The following is an 18,032-nucleotide window of genomic DNA, read 5'->3' on the forward strand; positions in this document are numbered from 1 at the left end:
GGGAGCCGCGCCCGCCCCTCACGACATCCATGCCAGGAACGGAGAAACCCGATGAAGCACATCCTGCTCGGAGACCTGGAGGTCTCCCGCATCGGCCTGGGCGCGATGGGTATGTCCCACGGCTACACCGGCGCCGGCACCGACGAGGCCGAATCCGTCCGCACCCTCCACCGTGCTCTGGAACTGGGCGTCACCTTCATCGACACCGCCGAGATCTACGGCCCCTACACCAACGAGGAACTCCTCGGCCGGGCGCTGCGGGGCCGTCGCGACCAGGTGGTGCTGGCCACCAAGTTCGGCCTGGTCTCACACGGCGGCGCGGGCCCCTGGAACCTCGACAGCGGCCCCGCCAACATCCGCGTCGCGGTCGAAGGCTCGCTCAAGCGCCTGGACACCGACCGCATCGACCTGTACTACCAGCACCGGGTCGACCCGAACACGCCCATCGAGGACACCGTCGGCGCGCTGGCCGACCTGGTCACCCAGGGCAAGATCCGCGCGATCGGCCTGTCCGAGGCCGGCCCGGAGACCATCCGCCGCGCCCACGCGGTCCACCCGGTCACCGCCGTCCAGTCGGAGTACTCGCTGTGGACCCGCGGCCTGGAGGAGCGCGTCCTGCCGGTGCTGCGCGAACTGGGCATCGGCCTGGTGCCCTTCTCGCCGCTGGGGCGCGGCTTTCTGACCGGGAAGGTCCGCTCCACCGACGGCTTCGCCGAAGACGACTTCCGCCGCGGCAACCCGCGTTTCACCGGCGAGAACTTCCAGCGCAACCTGCGCATCGCCGACGAGGTCGAGGCCGTGGCCGCCGAGGCGGGCGCCACCCCCGCCCAGGTCGCGCTGGCCTGGCTGCTGGCCCAGGGCGACGACATCGCGCCCATCCCCGGCACCAAGCGTGTCAGCCGGGTGGAGGAGAACACCGCCGCCGACGGCGTCCGGTTGACCCCCCGGCAGATCGACCGGCTCTCCAGCCTCCCTCCGGCCGCGGGAGACACCCACCCCGAATCCGGCCTGCGGATGATGGAGCGCTGACCCGAGGAGTATCGAGGAGTATCGAGGAGCACGTCATGCGAGCAGCCGTCATGTACGGCACCGGCTGCCGCGCCATGGCCGAGCGCCGCGCGCTCGAAGTCCTCATCCGCCCCTGAGCATGAGGCGACGCCGCGACACAGTCCCGGCATCACCCGCGAAAGGACATCCCATGCGGACCGTCACCCTGAACAACGGCGTCGAGATGCCGATCCTCGGCTTCGGCGTCTACCAGATCCCGCCCGAGCAGACCGAGCAGGCCGTCACCGACGCCCTGGCCGCCGGTTACCGGCTGCTGGACACCGCCGCCGCGTACCGCAACGAGGAGGCCGTCGGCCGCGCGATCAAGAGCAGCGGCATCGCGCGCGACGACCTGTTCGTCACCACCAAGCTGTGGGTGCAGGACCCCGGCGAGGACAACACCAAACGCGCCTTCGACGCCTCGCTGCGCAAGCTCGGCCTGGACCACCTCGACCTGTACCTGATGCACCAGCCCTTCGGCGACGTCTACGGCCAATGGCGCGCCATGCAGAACCTCTACCGCGAAGGCCTCATCAGGGCGATCGGCGTCTCCAACTTCTATCCCGACCGGCTCGTCGACCTCATCGACCACAACGACGTCACCCCCGCGGTGAACCAGATCGAGACCCACCCCTTCTTCCAGCGCACCGCCGACCAGGAGATCATGCGCGAGCGCGGCGTCCAGATCGAGTCGTGGGGCCCGTTCGCCGAAGGCAGGAACAACCTGTTCGCCCACCCGCTGCTGAGCGAGGTCGCCGGCGCGCACGGCAGGTCGGTGCCGCAGGTCGTGCTGCGCTGGCTCGTCCAGCGAGGCGTCGTGGTGATCCCCAAGTCGGTGCGCCCCGACCGGATGGCGCAGAACATCGACGTCTTCGACTTCGAGCTCACCGACGACCAGATGGCCCGCATCGCCACTCTGGACACCGGAAGCTCGCTGTTCTTCGACCATCGGGACCCGGCCATGGTCAGCCAACTCGGCCGGGCGCGCGTCAGCGACTGACCCGGCCGGAAGCGGGCTCCGTCACCGGCCCGCCGCGCCGGTGCGATGCCGGAAGCGGGCTCCGCCGTCGGCCTGCCGCGTCGGTGCGATCCCCACGCCGCGCGGAGCGGCGGCCCGCCCGCACGTCGTCCAGCCCCACGCCCTCACACCCACCGGAGCATGTGATGACGAACCTCGGCGACGATCACACCGCCGCGCCGGAACGGCGCTCGTTCCTGCGTAACACGTTCCTGGCCGGAGGGGCCGTGATGGCCGGAGTCCCGATCCTCGGTTGTGCCTCCTCCCCGCCCGACCCGCCCAGCCCCGCGCGGGCCGGCCTGCCCGCTCCAGCCCGGCCGCGACGTCCGTCCTGCTGGCCTGCTTCTCGCGGCCGGGCGAGAACTACCACTACGGCGGCCGCCGGAACCTGAAGGTCGGCAACACCCAGGTCCTCGCCCAGATGATCAGCGAGCGTCTCGACTGCGACCTCCACCGCATCCGGGCCGCCGACCCCTACCCCGACGACTACGGCCAGACCGTCGCCCGCAACGTCCGGGAACAGGACGCCGACGCCCGCCCCGCCATCGCCGGCCCCCTGCCCGACCTCGGCCGTTACGGCACGGTCCTGCTGGCCGGCCCCATCTGGAACGTCCGCGCCCCCATGATCATGACGACGTTCACCGAGAAGCTCGACCTCACCGGAAAAACCGTCCACCCCGTCACCACCTACGCCGTGAGCGGCCTGGGCACCACCGAACGCGACTACGCCGCCTCCTGCCCCGGCGCCACCATCGGCGACGGCCTCGCCGTCCGCGGCGAAGAGGTCACCGGCGCCGGCCCCGACATCGACGCGTGGCTGCGCCGCACCGGCCTGCCCCGCAGATGACCCGGGCGCTCGGGACGGCCGGACGTTCGGATGTCCGGCCGGTCGGTCGTCGGGACGGTCGTCGGGTCGGTCGAGCCATGTCCTAGGCGTCGGGCCAGAGCCGCCAGAGCTGGACCGCGCCGCTGCGGCAGCACGTCGCGAGCAGGGAGCCGTCGGCGTCGAAGGCGACCTTCGTCTCTGCCCCGGCTCTCATCGGGACGCCGACCCCGGTCACCGGTCCGGACGGCTGTCTGAGCGGCCTGGTCGCGGCGTCGGCCACTGTCGTCCTCGCTGGCGCCGGAGACGAGACGGGCGTCAGGGGGGCTAGATCGGGAAGTGGCCGCGGCGCCAGTACCAGTGGCGGCCGGCCTTCAGGTGGTCGACGACCGCGCGCTGGAGCGCGGTGCGGCGCGGCAGCCGGTCGAGCGGCGTGGTCAGGGTACGGAACACGAACCGCAGCACCTCGACGTCGGCGTCCAGCCCTTCCGGCTCCTGGTAGGGCTCCAGCTCGAACCTCCGCTGGAACCGGACGATGTTGGAGTCTTCGGGAAGGTACTCCTGCAATTGCGGGTCGAGCAGCCACGAGCCGCAGGCGAACTCCGTGTAGTGCTCGTCGGGAAAGTGGCGCGGGAAGAACGCGCGGGCCTCGTCGAGCGACGCCGCGATCGCCTCGGGGGTCATCGGCCCCGACTCGGGGACGTGCAGGTCGATGGTGGCGCCGCCGCGGTGGTACTGCAGCCGGCCCAGCTCGTAGACGCTGCCGCGCGCGTGCAGCGTCAGCCAGCTCTGCATGACCGGCCAGCCCTCACCGTGCATCCGCCGGTCGATCGCGAGGTTGCGGCCCAGGTCCGCGAGGCTCACCCACGACACGGCGTCGGCGACGCCGTGGTCGCGATGGTAGCTCGTGGCGACGTCGACCAGGGCCAGGTACGCGTACACGTAGAGATGCCGCCAGGCGGGACCCCGTTCGCGCGGCAGCTCGGGGCCGGGCGACAGCCAGCCGTGCCCCCCGAGGTCGGCGCGGACCAGGGCGATCGAGCGGTCGAGCAGCCAGCGCAGCTCCGGGGTCCACAGGGGAGAGCCGGGGTCGGGCCAGCCCGCCATGATCTCGGCGGCGTCGTCCGGCCGCACCGCGAGCCGGTCGAGGATCGCGGGCGCGTCGGCCTTGGCGGGCAGCGGAGCCGACGGCCGGTCGCCGGCGAGGCGGTGCACGCGGTCGACGTCCTCGATGCGCACCCCGAGCCGGGCGGCGGCGGCGTCCAGATCCACGCGGATGATCCTACCCGCCGGTGTCGCAGGGCGGCGGATTGATCCACCTTGAGGTGGTTCGCTCCGCCTCAAGGTGGCTTGCCCCGCGCGGCAGCCGAGGTCCCGCTTGGCAGTCGAGGCCGCGGTCGGCAGCCGAGGCCGCAGTCGGCAGTCGAGGCCCCGCTTGGTAGCCGTCGCCGCGCTCGGTAGCCGAGGCCCCGCTCGGTAGCCGAGGCCGCGGTCGCGTTGAGTATGGGGATACTCATGGCTTTTGCCGGGTCATGACGGACGCTGAGGCAACTTTCCCGAATATGCCGAGGTGTCCCATGACCATCACAACGACGAGACGGCGGTTGATCGTCTTCTCGTCCGCCGGAGTGTTGCTGGCCGCGCTGTTACCGCTGCTGACCGCCCTGCCCGCCGCGGCGGCCACGACCATCTCGGTGACGTTCAGCATCGACTACTTCCAGCGGTTCGAGGTCCCCGACGACGGGATCGACGAGGAAGGGGAGTTCCTGCCCGAGGTCAGGATCGGGGACGCCGCCGGGACCCAGCGCAGGGCGCCCGTGTCGGACGACGTGTTCCGGCCGAGCCAGGCGCACTTCGGCGACCAGAAGTGGGTGTTCACCCAGAACGTCACCCTGCAGGACGACCAGACGAAGATCCCGGTCCTCGTCCGCATCTGGGACGACGACGACACCGGCGGCCTCGGCGACGACCGGATGGACGTCTCACCGGCCAATCGTGACGTCGAGCTCAACGTCGAGTACGACCTGGTCACCGGCGGTTGGTCGGGTGACGGGGTCGAACCGGCCGCGCCGTGTGACAACGATCCCGAGCTGGGACAGACCTGCGCGAAGGGCGACGGCGACTCGAACTTCCCCGAGTTCGGTGACGGCAAGGAGGTCAGGATCGGCTTCAGCCTCGAACACTCACCTCTCGTCGACCGGGACCAGGACGGCATCCCCGACCTGGTCGAGCGTTTCGGCGTCAAGGACGTGAACGGCGCGATGATCGCCGACCTCGCCCGGCTCGGCGCGGACCCCTGCCGCCGGTCGGTCGTCGTCCAGCTCGACTACATGGCCGGGGCCGCGAACGGCCACTCGCACCAGCCCAAGCAGGCCGCCGTCGACGAGGTCGTGAACGCCTTCGACGCGGCGGACCTGCCGAACACGGCCGCCCAGTCCTGCCCCTATCCGGGCGCGCACAAGCCCAAGGGCATCGACTTCGTCCACGTGCCCGGCAGCCCGGTCACCGAGCAGCCGACCATGACCGAGGACGACGCCGCGTTCGCGACGGCGCGACGGAACCACCTGCACCACCGGCTGCGCCCCTACGCCCACTACGCGATCCTCGCGCACGACCTGCAGAACGCCAGCCGTAACTCGGGACGCTGCTGCTCGGACGTGAAGGACTTCGTCGTCACGCTCGGGTCCTGGCGGCTGGCCGGCGTGTCGGCCGGGGCGAACGGCGTCCTGGAGACGACGCCCGCCGGCGACGACGCGCTCGGCCGCGGCAGCGAGATCACCCCGGGCCCCGACGGAAATCTCGACTCCGTCCCGGCGGGCAACGACGTGATGACCGGAACGTCGATCTTCCCCGGCCCCGGCGGCGTCCTGGAGACGGTCCGCGCGGGTGACGACGTGGAGCTCGACATGACCGTCGACGTGGGACCCGACCGCGACATCGACACCACGGCGAACACCACGTTCCCGGCCGACGACGAGCAGCTCTACGACCTCGGGACCGGTTCGGAGTACGCCCAGGTCGGGACCGTGCGCGACCAGTCGGGCACGATCATGCACGAGCTGGGACACGCGCTGGGCCTGGAGCACGGCGGTGACGAGAAGACGAACAACAAGCCGAACTACCTCAGCGTGATGAACTACAACTTCGATCCCGGCGGCATCCCGATCGCGCCGCCCGCCCCCCGGCTCAGGGACAACATCAACATCACCGCCGCGCAGCGCCGCCTCGACTACTCCAACGTCTCGCTGCCCCCGCTGAACAAGGCGGGCCTGGACGAGTCCGCCGGGATCGGTGACGGCACCGACTTCACGTTATGGACGGACCCGGCCGGCCGCTACCGCGTCGGCCGGGGCAACGGGCCCCTCAACTGGAACTGGAACCTCACCCCGGCGGGAGCGCCGCTCTTCGACACCGGCACGGTGTCCGTCGACATCAACGCCGACGACGACGCGCCGGCCCCGCGTAAGACCACGCTGTTCGGTTTCCGTGACTGGAACAACCTCAAGTACCGCGCCGGTGTCCTGTCCGACGGCACGGCGAACACCGACCACGGATCCGAGGTCGACTTCACCAGGGTGATGCGGCGGGAGATCGAGTTCTTCCGCTTCTACGACCCCGACCTGGCCGTTTCGAAAACCGTCGACCGGGCCGACGCCCTGCCCGGCGACACGCTCGCCTACCGCGTGAGGACGGACAACGTCGGCACGGGCGCCGCCACCGCGATCGAGCTGACCGACACCCTGCCCGACGGCACCACGGTGACCAGGACGACCCCGTACCTCGACGCGGCCAGGTCGGCGACCGAGACCTTCGACCACCGCGTTGCGTGCGACGTCGCCGACGGGACCGTCCTGACCAACACGGCGGCGGTGACGGCGAAGGACGCCGGCGGCGACCCCGAGGTGAACACGGCGAACAACACCGCGAGGGCCACGACCACCGTGCACGCCCCCAGGCTCACCCTGACCAGGAGCGCGCCGCGGACCGTCAACGCCGGTGAGGCCATGACGATCGACCTGACGGTGACCAACTCCGGCAGCGCCGCCGCCACCGGCGTGACCCTCACCGACACCCTCCCGGCCGAGGTCCACTACAGCCAGGCCCTCGACCGGGGAGCCGGGCCCAGACCCTCGTCCGTGACCACCAACCCCAACGGCACGACCACGCTGAACTGGTCCCTCGGCACGCTCGACGGCGGCCAGAGCCGCGGGATCCAGTTCACCGCGCGGCCCGGCCTGCTCTTCGCCGGCGGCAGCACGATCTCCGGCACCGCCGTCACCACGTACCGGAACGCGAACGGGTGCGTCTACACCCCGGTGAGCGCCACGGCCTCCACCGAGATCACCGAGGTCACCCCGACCCGTAACCCCTGGCCGCAGCTCACCTGGCAGCTGCACGGAGACCGGCAGAGCGCCGAACTCCTGGCCCGCGTCCAGGCGACCGACACCCGCTTCGACGGGGCCGACGGCTCGGCCCCCGACGGCGTCCTCACCCGCGCCGAGGTGAGGGACGTCTTCGGCCTCTCGCTCAGCCAGTCGCAGCTTCTCCGGGCCCAGCTGCTGACGACCTACCTCAACCTCGCCGACCGGCGCGTCAACGCCACCACGAGGATCGTCTCGCTGGTGGCGGCCAGGCTGGACCTGCGCTCCGTGGGCCAGGCCGTACGCCACGCGCACGCCACCCTCAAGCTCCCCGACAACCTCGCCAACCTGCTCAAGTACGGCGAGGCGAAGACCCTGCTCACCGAGATCAACCTCAACCTCAGCGAACGCTACTGACCCCTACCCCTGACCCCGGCATTCCGATCGCCCGGCGTCCGCCCGAGGTTCCCCGGACGGACGCCGGGCGAAGGCCACTCGTCGCAGGCCGGGCCCACCGGCCGATAGGGGAGTCAGCCGAACCGGTTCCACCGGACCCGGGGGGCGTCGGGGGACACGGCCGCCCGTACCTCGTCCGTGAGGGCGGCCGCGTCGGCCACGACCTGCTCGATCTGCCGCGTCGACTCGCCGACGTGGCCGAACAGTCTCCGCGCCCGTGCGGCGAAGTCCCTCGGAGCAGTGGGCAGTCGGCCGGTCGAGGCCACCATGCCCTTCTCGTTGACCAGCCACTCGCCCGCGTGGCCGTGCAGGGCCTGACAGGCGACGCCGACGGCGCGGAACAGGCAGCCGGCGGCGTAGGCGGGGTCGGTGCCGGCCGCCCCGTACCGCGCCAGTGCCACGGAGAAATCCGCCTCCCACAGGCCGTTCACGAGCGCCGTGCCCAGTGCCTCCGGATAGGTGCGGGTGCGTTCCCGCAGGTCGGAGAGCTCGCCGGTGGGATCGGCCAGCACCCGGCACAGGGCCACCTCGCCGGCGTAGGCGTGGGAGTGGAAGCCCAGCGGATGCCCGGCCTGGACGCCGACCTCGTAGCGGCCTTCCTGGCAGTCGGCCCAGATCCGGTGGACCCGGTCCAGGTCGCGGTAGATCCAGTCGACCCGCTGACCGTCGATGGTGAGCCAGCCGCCGCCGTCGACCCAGGGGCCCCAGCCGCCCGGCTCGGTCAGCTCGGTCGGCTCTCCGGTCTCCCGCGCGGCCAGCGCCCGCAGCGCCGTCACGTCCAGGTCGCCCCGGTAGTACAACCCCAGGTCGATGTCCGAGTCCGGGCGGTGCGTGCCACGGGCCCGGCTGCCGCCGAGCACCACCGCGACCACCCCGGGGACCTGTGCCAGCCGCCGCGCGAGCGCCTCCAGCGCCGTGTCGTCCATGGGGACGTATTCGATCACACAGCGGCGAAGCCCCTCCACCGGAACCGGTGGAGGGGCTTCGGGGCGATCGGGCCGGCCCGGAAAGCCCGGAGAGACCGGAAGGACCGGAAGGACCGGGAAGTCCGGAGGGACCGGAAGGATCAGCCCGGGGGGAAGTTGCCGTTCTTGGCGACCGGCAGGGCGATCTGGCTGGCGCCGCTGAGAACGGCCTGCTCGATCGGGAGACCGGCGAGGACGGGGTTGATGTGCCGCAGGGTCAGCGAGACCGTGGGCAGGGCCGGGGTGGAGAGGTCGAACTTCTCCAGGTCGATCCACCGGACGATCTTGAGCACCTCGTCCGGGATGACGTCACCGGCCTTCTGCACCGGGACGCACAGCTGGCGGGCGTTGAGGACCACCGCGCCGTGTGTGGGGATGATCGGGGTCAGGACGGGGTTGAGTTGGCGCAGGGACAGCTGCTGGTTCAGCGGGTCGTTGGGGGTGATGCCGTAGCACTTGAGGTCGATGTGGCGGACGAGCGACAGCACCTCGGACGGTGGGAGCACGTCGTTCTTGATGACCGGCACGCACAGCTGCTGCGGGGTGTTCATGGAGATCTGGGTGCGCGGCAGGGACTGGAACAGCGGGTTGAGGTGGCTGAGCACGAGGCCCGTGGTCACCGTGGTGCCCGAGATCCGGTAGCAGGCCAGGTCGATGTACTTGATGAAGTCGAGTGCGGGGGAGGGGGGCGCCTGGTTGTTCTTGGCGACCGGGACGCACAGTTGCTGGCGCGGGCCGAGGGTGACGGTCTCGATCGGCAGGTTGCTGAGCACCGGGTTGAGGTGCCGCAGCGTGAGCGTGGTGGCGGGCGGCTGGTACGAGTTGGTCTTGAAGCATTCGAGGTCGAGGAAGGCGGTCAGATCCTTCGGTGTCGGCAGCGCGAGAGCGCTGGCGGGCGGCACGCAGAGGAACGCCACGGAGAGCATCGCGACCACGGCGGAGGCGAGGCGCCGGATCATCGTTTTCCTGCGCCCGCGAATTCCGGTTACGGATCGGTCCATTGCGGCTCCAAAGGCTGGGGGGTGAGCTTTCTTCACGCTGAGTGTGTGCCGCTACGGCCCGACTTTCAATATATTTGTCACCTTTTTGTCACACAGAAAATTCGGGCCGACGGGCCGGGGATTTATCACCATGCAGAAAAGCGTTTCCCGTTTCGCTGGTAACCGGAATACGGCGGTTTATTAAAGGTCTGTCAAGCCGATGAGACAGGTCATTGGAAAGGCGCACCGAGGTAAGTTGACATGAGAACGGGGCCCCGGTAATACGGCGGCGAGGCTCTCCGGCCGGGGCCCGACGCCCGGACCCTGACCGGAGAGCCTCACCACCGCCTCAACCTGCGATGATCCGTCCCGTCGAGTCACCGCCGTGCTCCCGACTCACCGCACCTGACCGCGTTGGAACGCGTATTCCGGGTGCCGGGGTCGGGGCCGTTGGGTTTCGCTTTTCACGGGGGCGCGAAACGGCGAAGGAGCTCAGGGGGCGAAAGCGGCTCTTCGCGGTCGAGGGTGTGAACGTCGCCGACTGGCCGCCGGGCTCGACGAGTTTCGGTTCGGTCGTCGTGGGGCGACGCTTCGAGCCCGATCGCGCGGTCCCGACCTGTCGCGCTGTCCCGGTCTTTCGCGCGGTCGAGCCGATGGTTGGCGCCGCCGTTGTGGTCGTGCGGGAATCGCGGGGCGACACGGGGCCGGCTCCTGTCCCATCGCGGATCACATCGGCCGGGGTGCGAGTACGGATCACCCCGGGGACTTGACCGCCGTCGGGAGCCGAGATGAGCGGGCGGTGGTCTGGCGACGGTTTCGGTAGCGGCCCGGGGTCGTTCCGATGATGTCGGTGAACGCCGCGATGAAGCCGCTGGGGTTGGCCCATCCGCAGGCGTGGGCGGTCTGGATGGTGTCGTGACCCTCGGCGAGGAGCACGAGCGCGTGGTAGACGCGGAGCTGCGTACGCCACTCGTAGAAGGTCATGCCGAATTCGTCGCGGAACAGCCGGCTGAGGGTGCGGGTGCCGGCTCCGACCGTCTTCCCGAGTTCGGTGAGCGTGGCGTTGTCCGACGGCTTCTCGTACAGCATCCGGGCGACGGCCCGCAGCCGGTCGTCCCGTGGCTGCGGCAGGTGCAGCGGCTGTTCGTGTGCTTCGCGGAGTTCGTCGACGAGGACCCGAAGGAGGCGAGAGCGCGCGGGGCGGCTGCGGTCGGGTGAGGCGTCGTCGTCATCGCGGGGGCCGGTCAGGGCGAGCAGGACCTCGCGGGCGAGGTCGGAGGCGAGGAACACGGCGGGACGGTCTGGTATGAGCCGGGCGAGGGACGGCGCGAGGAAGACGATGCGCATGTCGGTGTCGCCGTGGGCGCGGTGGTAGTGCGTGAACCCGGCGGGGGTCCAGGCGACCCGGTTGGCGGGAACGACCGACGTGCCGCGCTCGGTGTGAACCGCCAGGACGCCGCTGGCCGCGTACACCAGGTGTCCCCGTGCGTGCGACTGCACCGCGCTCGTCTCGCCGGACGGCCAGAGGTGGCGCCCACCGGACGGCCACACATGTGACGTCACCTCGGCGATCCGGCGAGGTTGGCGGCGAACAGGCATAAGTTGGCATTCTATCGGTGGCACGCCACGCCCTGACCTGGTGACACTGTCTCCGTGCGAAGTGGTCCCCAGCCGGGCGGAGCGCCCGGGCGGACCACCTGTCGTCGAGGCGGCGTGCCTCGACGCCGCGGCTCGCGAGAGAAGGAGAACCGCATGGCGACGTTCGTCCTCGTGCCCGGCGCCTGGAAGGGCTCCTGGTCGTTCGAGGCGGTGGTTCCGCTGCTGGAGCGTGCCGGTCACACCGTTCACGCCCTGACCCTGACGGGTCTGCGGCCGGACGACGACAACGCGGCGGTCGCGACCGCCAACCTCGACACGCACGCCGGCGACGTGTTGCGGCTCCTCGATCGCGCCCACATCGCCGACGCGACGCTGGTCGGCCACAGCTACGCCGGGATGGTGATCGCCGCCGCCGCCGACCGCGCCCGCGGCCGGATCTCACGACTGGTGCATCTCGACGCCTACGTCCCGCGCGACGGCGAGTCGTGCTGGTCGTCGACGAACGAGCACTTCCGGAAAGTGTTCGCTTCCGGCGCCGCGACCACCGGTTACGCCGTCCGCCCGCCCGACGGCGGCGATCCCCGCCGCCGCCCCCACCCCCTCGCCTCGTTCCTGCAGACGATCCGGCTCACGGGCGCGCTCGCCCAGGTCCCCCGCCGGGAGTTCGTCCACTGCTCGGGATGGGAGGACCGGACGCCGTTCGCCGAACTCCGCACCCGGCTCCGGGCCGATCCCGACTGGCAGGTCCACGACCTCCCGACCGGCCACGACGCGATGCACGAGGCCCCCGAGGCGGTCGCAGCACTACTGCTCGGCGAACGGGTCGCGGACGCCTCGGCGCCCGGACGACAGGCTCGCCACTGAGGGCCGCACCAGCCCGGTTCGTCCGCCCCCGATCGTTCATGCCGCCGTCCGGGCCACGGTGTCCCCACGGGTCACGTACTCGGCTTGCTCGGCGCGCATGGCCGAGATCGGGAGGCCGCGCAGGGGTGTGGGACGGCGGCCCGTCGTGCACAGCGGCGGTCAGGCGGGCGGGGCCTGGGTCAGCTCCACCAGCCTGGTGACGGTGTTCCAGTTGCGGGTGGTGGCGATGACGCCATCGGCGGGTGCGAATTTCGCCAGGACCTCCGCGAGCTTGGAGCGGCCCAGGCCGTCCGGAACGTAGAGGTAGAGCGCGCGGTCGCCGAGCCGGAACTCCTCGGGAAGGTGTCTCGCCGCGTCGAAGGACGCCAGGTGCGACGAGGTGACCGGCCTGGAGAAGTACGTGACGTGCAGCTGCCTGCCTTCGAGCGAGGCCGCGGGGAACGGGCAGTCGTCGGCCACCGCCTTCAGATACGCGTGATCACGCACCAGGACGTCGACGCCGAAGCCGAAGTGCTTCTCGATGGCCCCCTCCAGCTGCGCCGCGAGCGCCTTCTCGTCGTCCAGGGCACTGGTGAAGACGGCATTGCCGCTCTGCAGATAGGTGCGCGCGTCGCCGTGGCCGAGCTCGGTGAGCAGCGCCCGCAACTCGGCCATCGGGACCTTCTTGTGGCCGCTCACGTTGACGCCCCGGAGAAGCGCCGCGTACGCCTTCGTCGTCATCCCCACACATTACTGGTGACCAAAGGTCGGCGTTACCCGGAAAACGCCCGTCCTTCGAGGTCGGAGTCGTGATCACGGATAACAGCGGGCTTTCGGGTTCGGTACGGCAACCTCGCCTCACAGGATCACATCCCGCCGAAAGGGGCCACGGCAGTGCGCCGGAAAGGTTTTCTAATTCGGTGGCCTGAGGCTGAACCCCGTGGCGACCCGTGTCGAGTTCCGGTCGAGCATTCGAGTGGGACGGACACCCCGACGTGTTCTTCTGTCATGACGAGGCTCCAAGGATTATGTGTGGTTTACTGCTCACTTCATACATCGCTATTCTGTGGCATTTGGAGCCAGGGTACGGGGGCGGCAGATGAGCGGTCTTTGGAACCAGGTCGCGGTGACGCGTGCGGGTGCGGCCGTATTGCTGGTGATCGCGTTGGGGGTGGCGTGGACCTCCCGCGACGAAGGGGTGCCGGAGCGGCCGGCGCAGCTCCCGGCCTTACCGCGCCCTGCTCCGATCGATGAAGTCTGGCCTGAAGCAGTCAGTGTGGTACCCGCCGAACGAAAGGACGGCACGTGGTTATGGCCCGTTGGCGCACTCGACAGTGATCATCTGCTCTTGAGGACGCATGAGCGCCGTACGGAATTCATTGGTTTCAACACGCGGACCAAGAAGCAGCGCGTTATGGCGCGGGCTCCCAAATGGGCGGCGTGCGGCGGATGTTTCGAGGTCCAGAAAACGGCTGTCGGAACGTCCCACGTGGCGTTCTTCGTCAAGGGGTACGCGCCAGGCGCATCTACTGGTGGGCAACGTCACTACGAGCTGTGGGCCATGCCGCGAACAGGTGGACCCATGCGTATGGTGGTGCGGCTGCCGCCAAACGTTCCGGCCGAGGACGCCTACGTGCACGGCTTTCAGATCGCCGGTGAGCACGCTGTCTGGTGGGGCTATGACGGCGCCGTCTGGCGGGTGCCGCTGAGCGGTGGCGAACCCGAGCAGGTGCTTCCGGGAAGGCGTCTTCGAGTGAGCTCCTGGCCGTGGGCGTATGACGAGTCCGAGCGGACGGTGGTCAATCTTGACACGGGCCAGGAGACCGAGGTGACCGAGATCGATGATCTCCAACGCCGCCTGGCCTGCGGGCCCGCATGGTGTGTGGGGGAGGACCGGCAGGAGTTGTGGAAGGTCACGCAGGCGACGGTGTTGCGTCTGGATGGTTCCGACCGCACCACGGTGCCGGGGGACGCGCTCCTGATGAGGCCGTTGATTCGTGATCGGCTCGCCCTTCTCGGCGTCCCGACGATCGTCGGCGTGTCGGCCGCCGACGGAGATGACTTCATTCCGCAGACCTGGGGATCCGGGGGCCTCGGACATGTCACCCAGGTTTACGACCGCTGCACCCGCCGGACCGCGTTGCTCGGGTCCCACGCCTTGACCAGGGCCACGATGCCATGGGGTGAGATCAAGATCGGTACGTGGCCGCAGGACGGCCCGCTCGTCTTCTGGCGAACGACTCGGAACCGGCTGGTGGTCGCCGACCTGGCCCGCGTGGGTGTCTCCAACTGCCCGGCTTGAGTTGCCGGCGGTTTTCCGGGAGTGCGGATCCGTACTTCGCGACGGCCCGGGACGCCGAGGGGTTGGCGCCGTTGGAGACGACCAAGTGGTTTGACACTGGTTCAACCGCAAAGGCAATCATTCGCCGGAGAGCGCTCGGCGTGGCGGCTCATTGAGGTGAACAGTGCTCTGAGCTGCCAGGACGTTGGATAACTGACCATGTAGGCCCCCTGAGGTACATGATCGAGATCGCGTTGGCGGGTCGATCCGCGAGGATTTTCATTACATGGTCAAGGTTGAAGGGTCGCGTGAACTCGGAGCGCAGGCCGCGCCCCTGGGGGCAGTCCGAGGTCCCAGGGGCGCGGCCGCGTCAGTTCGACCGCGACCTTCCCATGCCTACTTCTTCGGCACGTACAGCCGGATGTTGTCGATGCGGGCCTGGCCCTCACCGACGTTCGTGTACGGCTCACCGATGACGAAGTAGTCGGGGTAGGCCGAGCCGGCCGGCCACTGGTTGTCCCACGTCTTGGAGCCGAACGCGCCCCGCGCGGTGTGCGACGTGTTGAACTGGCCGTCGTACTCCTCGGCGTCCACGTTGTAGTGGAAGATCGGGACGTTCGCCCCGACCACGCCGGCGTCGTCGTCGATGAAGCCCCGGGTGAACCGGTAGGTCTGCTTGCCGACGTTCTTGAAGACGCCGCTCACCTCGAGCGTGTAACCCGCCTCGGTGCGCTCGATGGCGAACGCGTAGTCCTTGTGGGGCATCAGCTCGGGCTGCAGCTCCACGGCCGACTTCTGCACGCCGGAAACCGGCCGACGGTCGCAGCTCGTCACGAACGTCTGCGACTGACCGAGCGAACCCGTGAAGTAGAGCATGTTCACCGTGGTGCGGTTGCTCTGGTCCCAGGGGTACTTCTCGCCGGTCAGCGAGTTGCAGACGTCGTAGCCGTCCGTGTTCCGGGACGGGGCCGGGCTGAACTGGTCCATGAGCACCTTGCGGTGCCAGTGGTACATCGCCAGGTTCCGGGGCATCGCCGGGAAGTCCAGGATCGACATGAAGTGGAACGCGTTGTACGCCTCGTTGCTGTCCTCCCGCACGGAGCGGGTGGCGCAGGGGTCGGCCGGGTCGATGTCGTTCGGGTCGCCGACCCAGGGGTAGAACGTCTTGCACTCCCCGAGGGTGTACCCGTTGTACTTGCCGTCGTAGAACAGCGAGCCGTTACGCAAGCCGCCGAAGTCGAGCGTCTTGAGGTCGTACTCGATGCGGTAGTACTTCGGCAGCGGCTCGGTGTTGCGGATGATCGCGCCACCTGTGTAGTGAGGCACGGTGATCTTGGCGACGGCGCCTGCGGTCTCCAGCTTCTCCGTCTTGATCGACGGACGTTCGGCAGCGTCGGTATAGCTGTCGTCGACCCGCCCGCCGCTCTCGCGCGTGGAGAGGGACGCCGTGAGCCAGCCGTCCCGGCCGAACTTGGTCTCCTGCCGGTAGGTCCGCATGGTCGCCATCGCCGCGTCGAACTTCGGACCGAGCTGAAGACGGTAGAGGTCGCCGTTGTCGTCGTTGAAGTCGTCGACCGGCTCGCTGTAGTCGTCGAGCACCCACGGGCTGGCCTCAGTGCGGATCCGCTTCTCGAACGGCTCGTCGTACTTGAGCCTCCAGCGCGTGGGGACGGGTTCCGGCTCGGGATCGGCGGCCGCGCACGGCGGGGTCACGCCGTCGTCGTCCTGAATGATCGTCAACTTCACGCTGTGGAAGGTCACCCCGGCCGTGCCCGCCTCGACGCGGAAGTCGGCGCCGCCGTTCTCGCGGTTGGCGAACCGGGCGTCCATCAGCTCGAAGCCCGCCGTCTTCCACGTGTTCGACCCGGTGCGGTTCACCGAACCCGTCGAGCCGTACGCGCTGCTGGTCGAGTCGTACTGGACGCGGAATGTGGCCCCGCCCTCGTCGAAGTACTCGACCTGCAGGCACGCGACGAAGGCGCCATCGAAGGCGACCGCGTCGTCGACCTGGAAGTACATGTGCTGCGCCGGTGCCGAGGTTTGCACGGTCTTGCGTGCGCTCCGCCCGCCGACCGTCACGGGTGCGGTCGTGCCGTCACCCTCCTCGATCTGGCGGAGACCGTTCTCCTCGTTGACCTCGCCCAAGATGATCGAGGCACTGGGCCCGTCCGCGGCGGCCGACGTCGCGGCGGCCGGTATCGCGGCGGCCGGTGTCGCGGCGAGGAGCAGAGATGCCCCCAGGGTGACCACGCTCAGGGCCGTCACGGCCGAGCGACGCCTGTGATTGCGAGTTGTTGCTCTCATTACGCTTCCTTCTCCGTTGAGCTAGGCGTCCGTTCGTGCCGCTCCGGGCCTCGGGGCCGCGCGTGAGGCGCGGCCCCCGTCACGGGTGCCGATGTGCGCTGGTTCGGTTCACTCGTCGGTCACGCTCGCGCGCGGCAACTCCTTCCCGGCACCATCGGTGAGCACGAGCGTCGCGGTCGCACCGGACTCGACGGGTGCCGGGAGTTCGTGCGAGACGTACGCGTCACCCGTGAGTCGCACTCGTCAGCGTGCTTCCGGTCGAGTCGTCGACCAGGGCGGCCGTCACGTCCTGGCCGATGAGGGTTGTGAACACGTTGGCCGTGACCGGCACACCTTCGTCGTCGTGGGCGAACCCGACGTGCGCGGCGCCGTCGGCGGTGGCGTTGGCGCCGTCGGCGAGCCCAAGCGCCAGCGCCGAGGACTCCGTCCACGAGCCCGTCCGGTGCGGCTGGAGGACCGCCGAGAAGAACCTGTCGGACGTGCCCGCCCAGAGCTCGATGTATGGCCGTTCGGATTCGATCCGCGTGGCCCGGTACGCGAATCGGCTGGGCCGGTCGGGCTGGTCGATCGTGTCCTTCTTGGTCATCGTGATGTCGACGAGCCGGTACCGGCCGCCGCCGTTCTTCTCCGGGACGCCGAGCTCAAGCAGGGATGCGGCGTGGCGGTGGGCCGTGCTGGCCGCGACATGGGACGCGGCTGCCAGGTCGTACGGGCTCGCACCCGCTGTGCCGGCGGACGCCACCGTCTCCAGCAGCCCGAACGCCTTGGTCGTACTCGACGAATTTTTTATCGTCGCCATTCCTGTCGTCACCATTCGAATAACTCGAATCCTCTTCGATTTGGTACCTGATCACAGCCTTGATAAATGCGAGACGCCTTGTCAAGGGTTTCGATTCGTGGACTTTCCCGACTGATCGACGGATTCCTCACCGGGCATTCGAGTATGTCGAATCGACGGTTCATCTAGACGCCGGCGTGAGCCGTCGACGGTCGCGGCCACGGTGATGGGCACCGCGGCAACCGGTTACGCCGCTTGTCGCAAGGGGAGACAGACTCCCGCCGCACGTGGAGCGCGAGCCCGGTCACCGGCAGGCGTCGTTCGAGGGACGTCAGGCGCACGCTTGCTCGTGCCAACCCTGAGGTCCGCTCGGTGGACTCGGCCACCAGCTGCGTTGTCAATGGCCAGTTGCCAAGTGAATCAGAACAATTTGAGTAGGGCCTCGCATTAATTGTGGAAGGCCTCCAGATCGCTGTACTAATCAAGAAACGTAGGCGTGACAAGCTTGTGCCCCGTTGATCGGGATCGTTTTCGCGGGTGACAGCCTGGATGTATGAGGTATTCAGACAGAAGCGGA

15 protein-coding genes are annotated in these 18,032 nt (G+C 69.3%); 6 read left to right on the top strand and 9 right to left on the bottom strand.

The annotated features are described in order from the left end of the window. The first annotated feature begins 51 nt into the window (after positions 1 to 51). The 3 genes from ACFFRH_RS14045 (at position 52) to ACFFRH_RS14055 (ending at position 2,912) form a co-directional block, all read left to right on the top strand. A complete protein-coding gene (locus tag ACFFRH_RS14045; protein WP_386156781.1) occupies positions 52 to 1,029 on the top strand; it encodes an aldo/keto reductase in 978 nt (325 codons plus the stop codon). A 169-nt stretch (positions 1,030 to 1,198) separates the two neighbouring features. Further along, the gene (locus ACFFRH_RS14050; protein WP_344749582.1) at positions 1,199 to 2,047 is read left to right on the top strand and encodes an aldo/keto reductase; all 849 of its coding nucleotides are present in this window, start codon (positions 1,199 to 1,201) and stop codon (positions 2,045 to 2,047) included. Positions 2,048 to 2,318: 271 nt separating this feature from the next. After that, positions 2,319 to 2,912: a flavodoxin gene (locus tag ACFFRH_RS14055; protein ID WP_344749583.1), complete on the top strand. Its 594-nt coding sequence runs from the start codon at positions 2,319 to 2,321 to the stop codon at positions 2,910 to 2,912. 82 nt (positions 2,913 to 2,994) lie between these two features. Here ACFFRH_RS14055 and ACFFRH_RS14060 read toward each other — a convergent pair whose 3' ends face one another. Continuing rightward, complete coding sequence (locus ACFFRH_RS14060) at positions 2,995 to 3,171, bottom strand: WD40 repeat domain-containing protein (protein WP_344749585.1); 177 nt, start codon at positions 3,169 to 3,171, stop codon at positions 2,995 to 2,997. 44 nt (positions 3,172 to 3,215) lie between these two features. Beyond that, positions 3,216 to 4,160, bottom strand: coding sequence for an acyltransferase domain-containing protein (locus ACFFRH_RS14065; protein WP_344749586.1), 945 nt, complete (start codon positions 4,158 to 4,160; stop codon positions 3,216 to 3,218). Between the two features lie 305 nt (positions 4,161 to 4,465). Between ACFFRH_RS14065 and ACFFRH_RS14070 the strand changes: the two genes are divergently transcribed. Continuing rightward, on the top strand, positions 4,466 to 7,666 hold the full coding sequence (locus ACFFRH_RS14070; protein ID WP_344749587.1) for a hypothetical protein: 3,201 nt from the start codon (positions 4,466 to 4,468) through the stop codon (positions 7,664 to 7,666). A 113-nt stretch (positions 7,667 to 7,779) separates the two neighbouring features. On the opposite strand, the gene ACFFRH_RS14075 is transcribed toward ACFFRH_RS14070, so the two are convergent. From ACFFRH_RS14075 to ACFFRH_RS14085, 3 genes are all read right to left on the bottom strand, one after another. Continuing rightward, complete coding sequence (locus tag ACFFRH_RS14075) at positions 7,780 to 8,649, bottom strand: nucleotidyltransferase domain-containing protein (RefSeq protein WP_344749588.1); 870 nt, start codon at positions 8,647 to 8,649, stop codon at positions 7,780 to 7,782. A gap of 122 nt (positions 8,650 to 8,771) precedes the next feature. Beyond that, positions 8,772 to 9,629 carry a hypothetical protein gene (locus ACFFRH_RS14080; RefSeq protein ID WP_344749589.1) on the bottom strand — a complete coding sequence of 286 codons (858 nt, stop codon included), beginning with the start codon at positions 9,627 to 9,629 and terminating at the stop codon, positions 8,772 to 8,774. 774 nt (positions 9,630 to 10,403) lie between these two features. After that, positions 10,404 to 11,249 carry an AraC family transcriptional regulator gene (locus ACFFRH_RS14085; RefSeq protein WP_386156789.1) on the bottom strand — a complete coding sequence of 282 codons (846 nt, stop codon included), beginning with the start codon at positions 11,247 to 11,249 and terminating at the stop codon, positions 10,404 to 10,406. A 153-nt stretch (positions 11,250 to 11,402) separates the two neighbouring features. Here ACFFRH_RS14085 and ACFFRH_RS14090 point away from each other — a divergent pair, with 153 nt between their 5' ends. Next, positions 11,403 to 12,113, top strand: a complete 711-nt coding sequence (locus ACFFRH_RS14090; RefSeq protein WP_344749591.1) for an alpha/beta fold hydrolase — start codon at positions 11,403 to 11,405, stop codon at positions 12,111 to 12,113. Between the two features lie 159 nt (positions 12,114 to 12,272). Here the strand turns inward: ACFFRH_RS14090 and ACFFRH_RS14095 are convergent, their stop codons facing one another. After that, positions 12,273 to 12,833, bottom strand: a complete 561-nt coding sequence (locus ACFFRH_RS14095; protein ID WP_344749592.1) for a DUF1697 domain-containing protein — start codon at positions 12,831 to 12,833, stop codon at positions 12,273 to 12,275. 358 nt (positions 12,834 to 13,191) lie between these two features. On the opposite strand from ACFFRH_RS14095, the gene ACFFRH_RS14100 reads away from it, so the two are divergent. After that, positions 13,192 to 14,394, top strand: a complete 1,203-nt coding sequence (locus tag ACFFRH_RS14100) for a hypothetical protein (protein WP_386156794.1) — start codon at positions 13,192 to 13,194, stop codon at positions 14,392 to 14,394. Positions 14,395 to 14,769: 375 nt separating this feature from the next. Here the strand turns inward: ACFFRH_RS14100 and ACFFRH_RS14105 are convergent, their stop codons facing one another. The 3 genes from ACFFRH_RS14105 to ACFFRH_RS14115 form a co-directional block, all read right to left on the bottom strand. After that, positions 14,770 to 16,677, bottom strand: a complete 1,908-nt coding sequence (locus tag ACFFRH_RS14105; RefSeq protein WP_386156797.1) for a hypothetical protein — start codon at positions 16,675 to 16,677, stop codon at positions 14,770 to 14,772. 108 nt (positions 16,678 to 16,785) lie between these two features. Next, positions 16,786 to 16,917, bottom strand: a complete 132-nt coding sequence (locus tag ACFFRH_RS14110) for a hypothetical protein (RefSeq protein WP_344743426.1) — start codon at positions 16,915 to 16,917, stop codon at positions 16,786 to 16,788. After that, a complete protein-coding gene (locus ACFFRH_RS14115; protein ID WP_344743425.1) occupies positions 16,901 to 17,491 on the bottom strand; it encodes a helix-turn-helix domain-containing protein in 591 nt (196 codons plus the stop codon). Before ACFFRH_RS14115 ends, ACFFRH_RS14110 begins: the two co-directional genes overlap by 17 nt. Positions 17,492 to 18,032: the final 541 nt, after the last annotated feature.

Source organism: Streptosporangium vulgare, from assembly GCF_042428775.1.
Lineage (GTDB): Bacteria > Actinomycetota > Actinomycetes > Streptosporangiales > Streptosporangiaceae > Streptosporangium > Streptosporangium vulgare.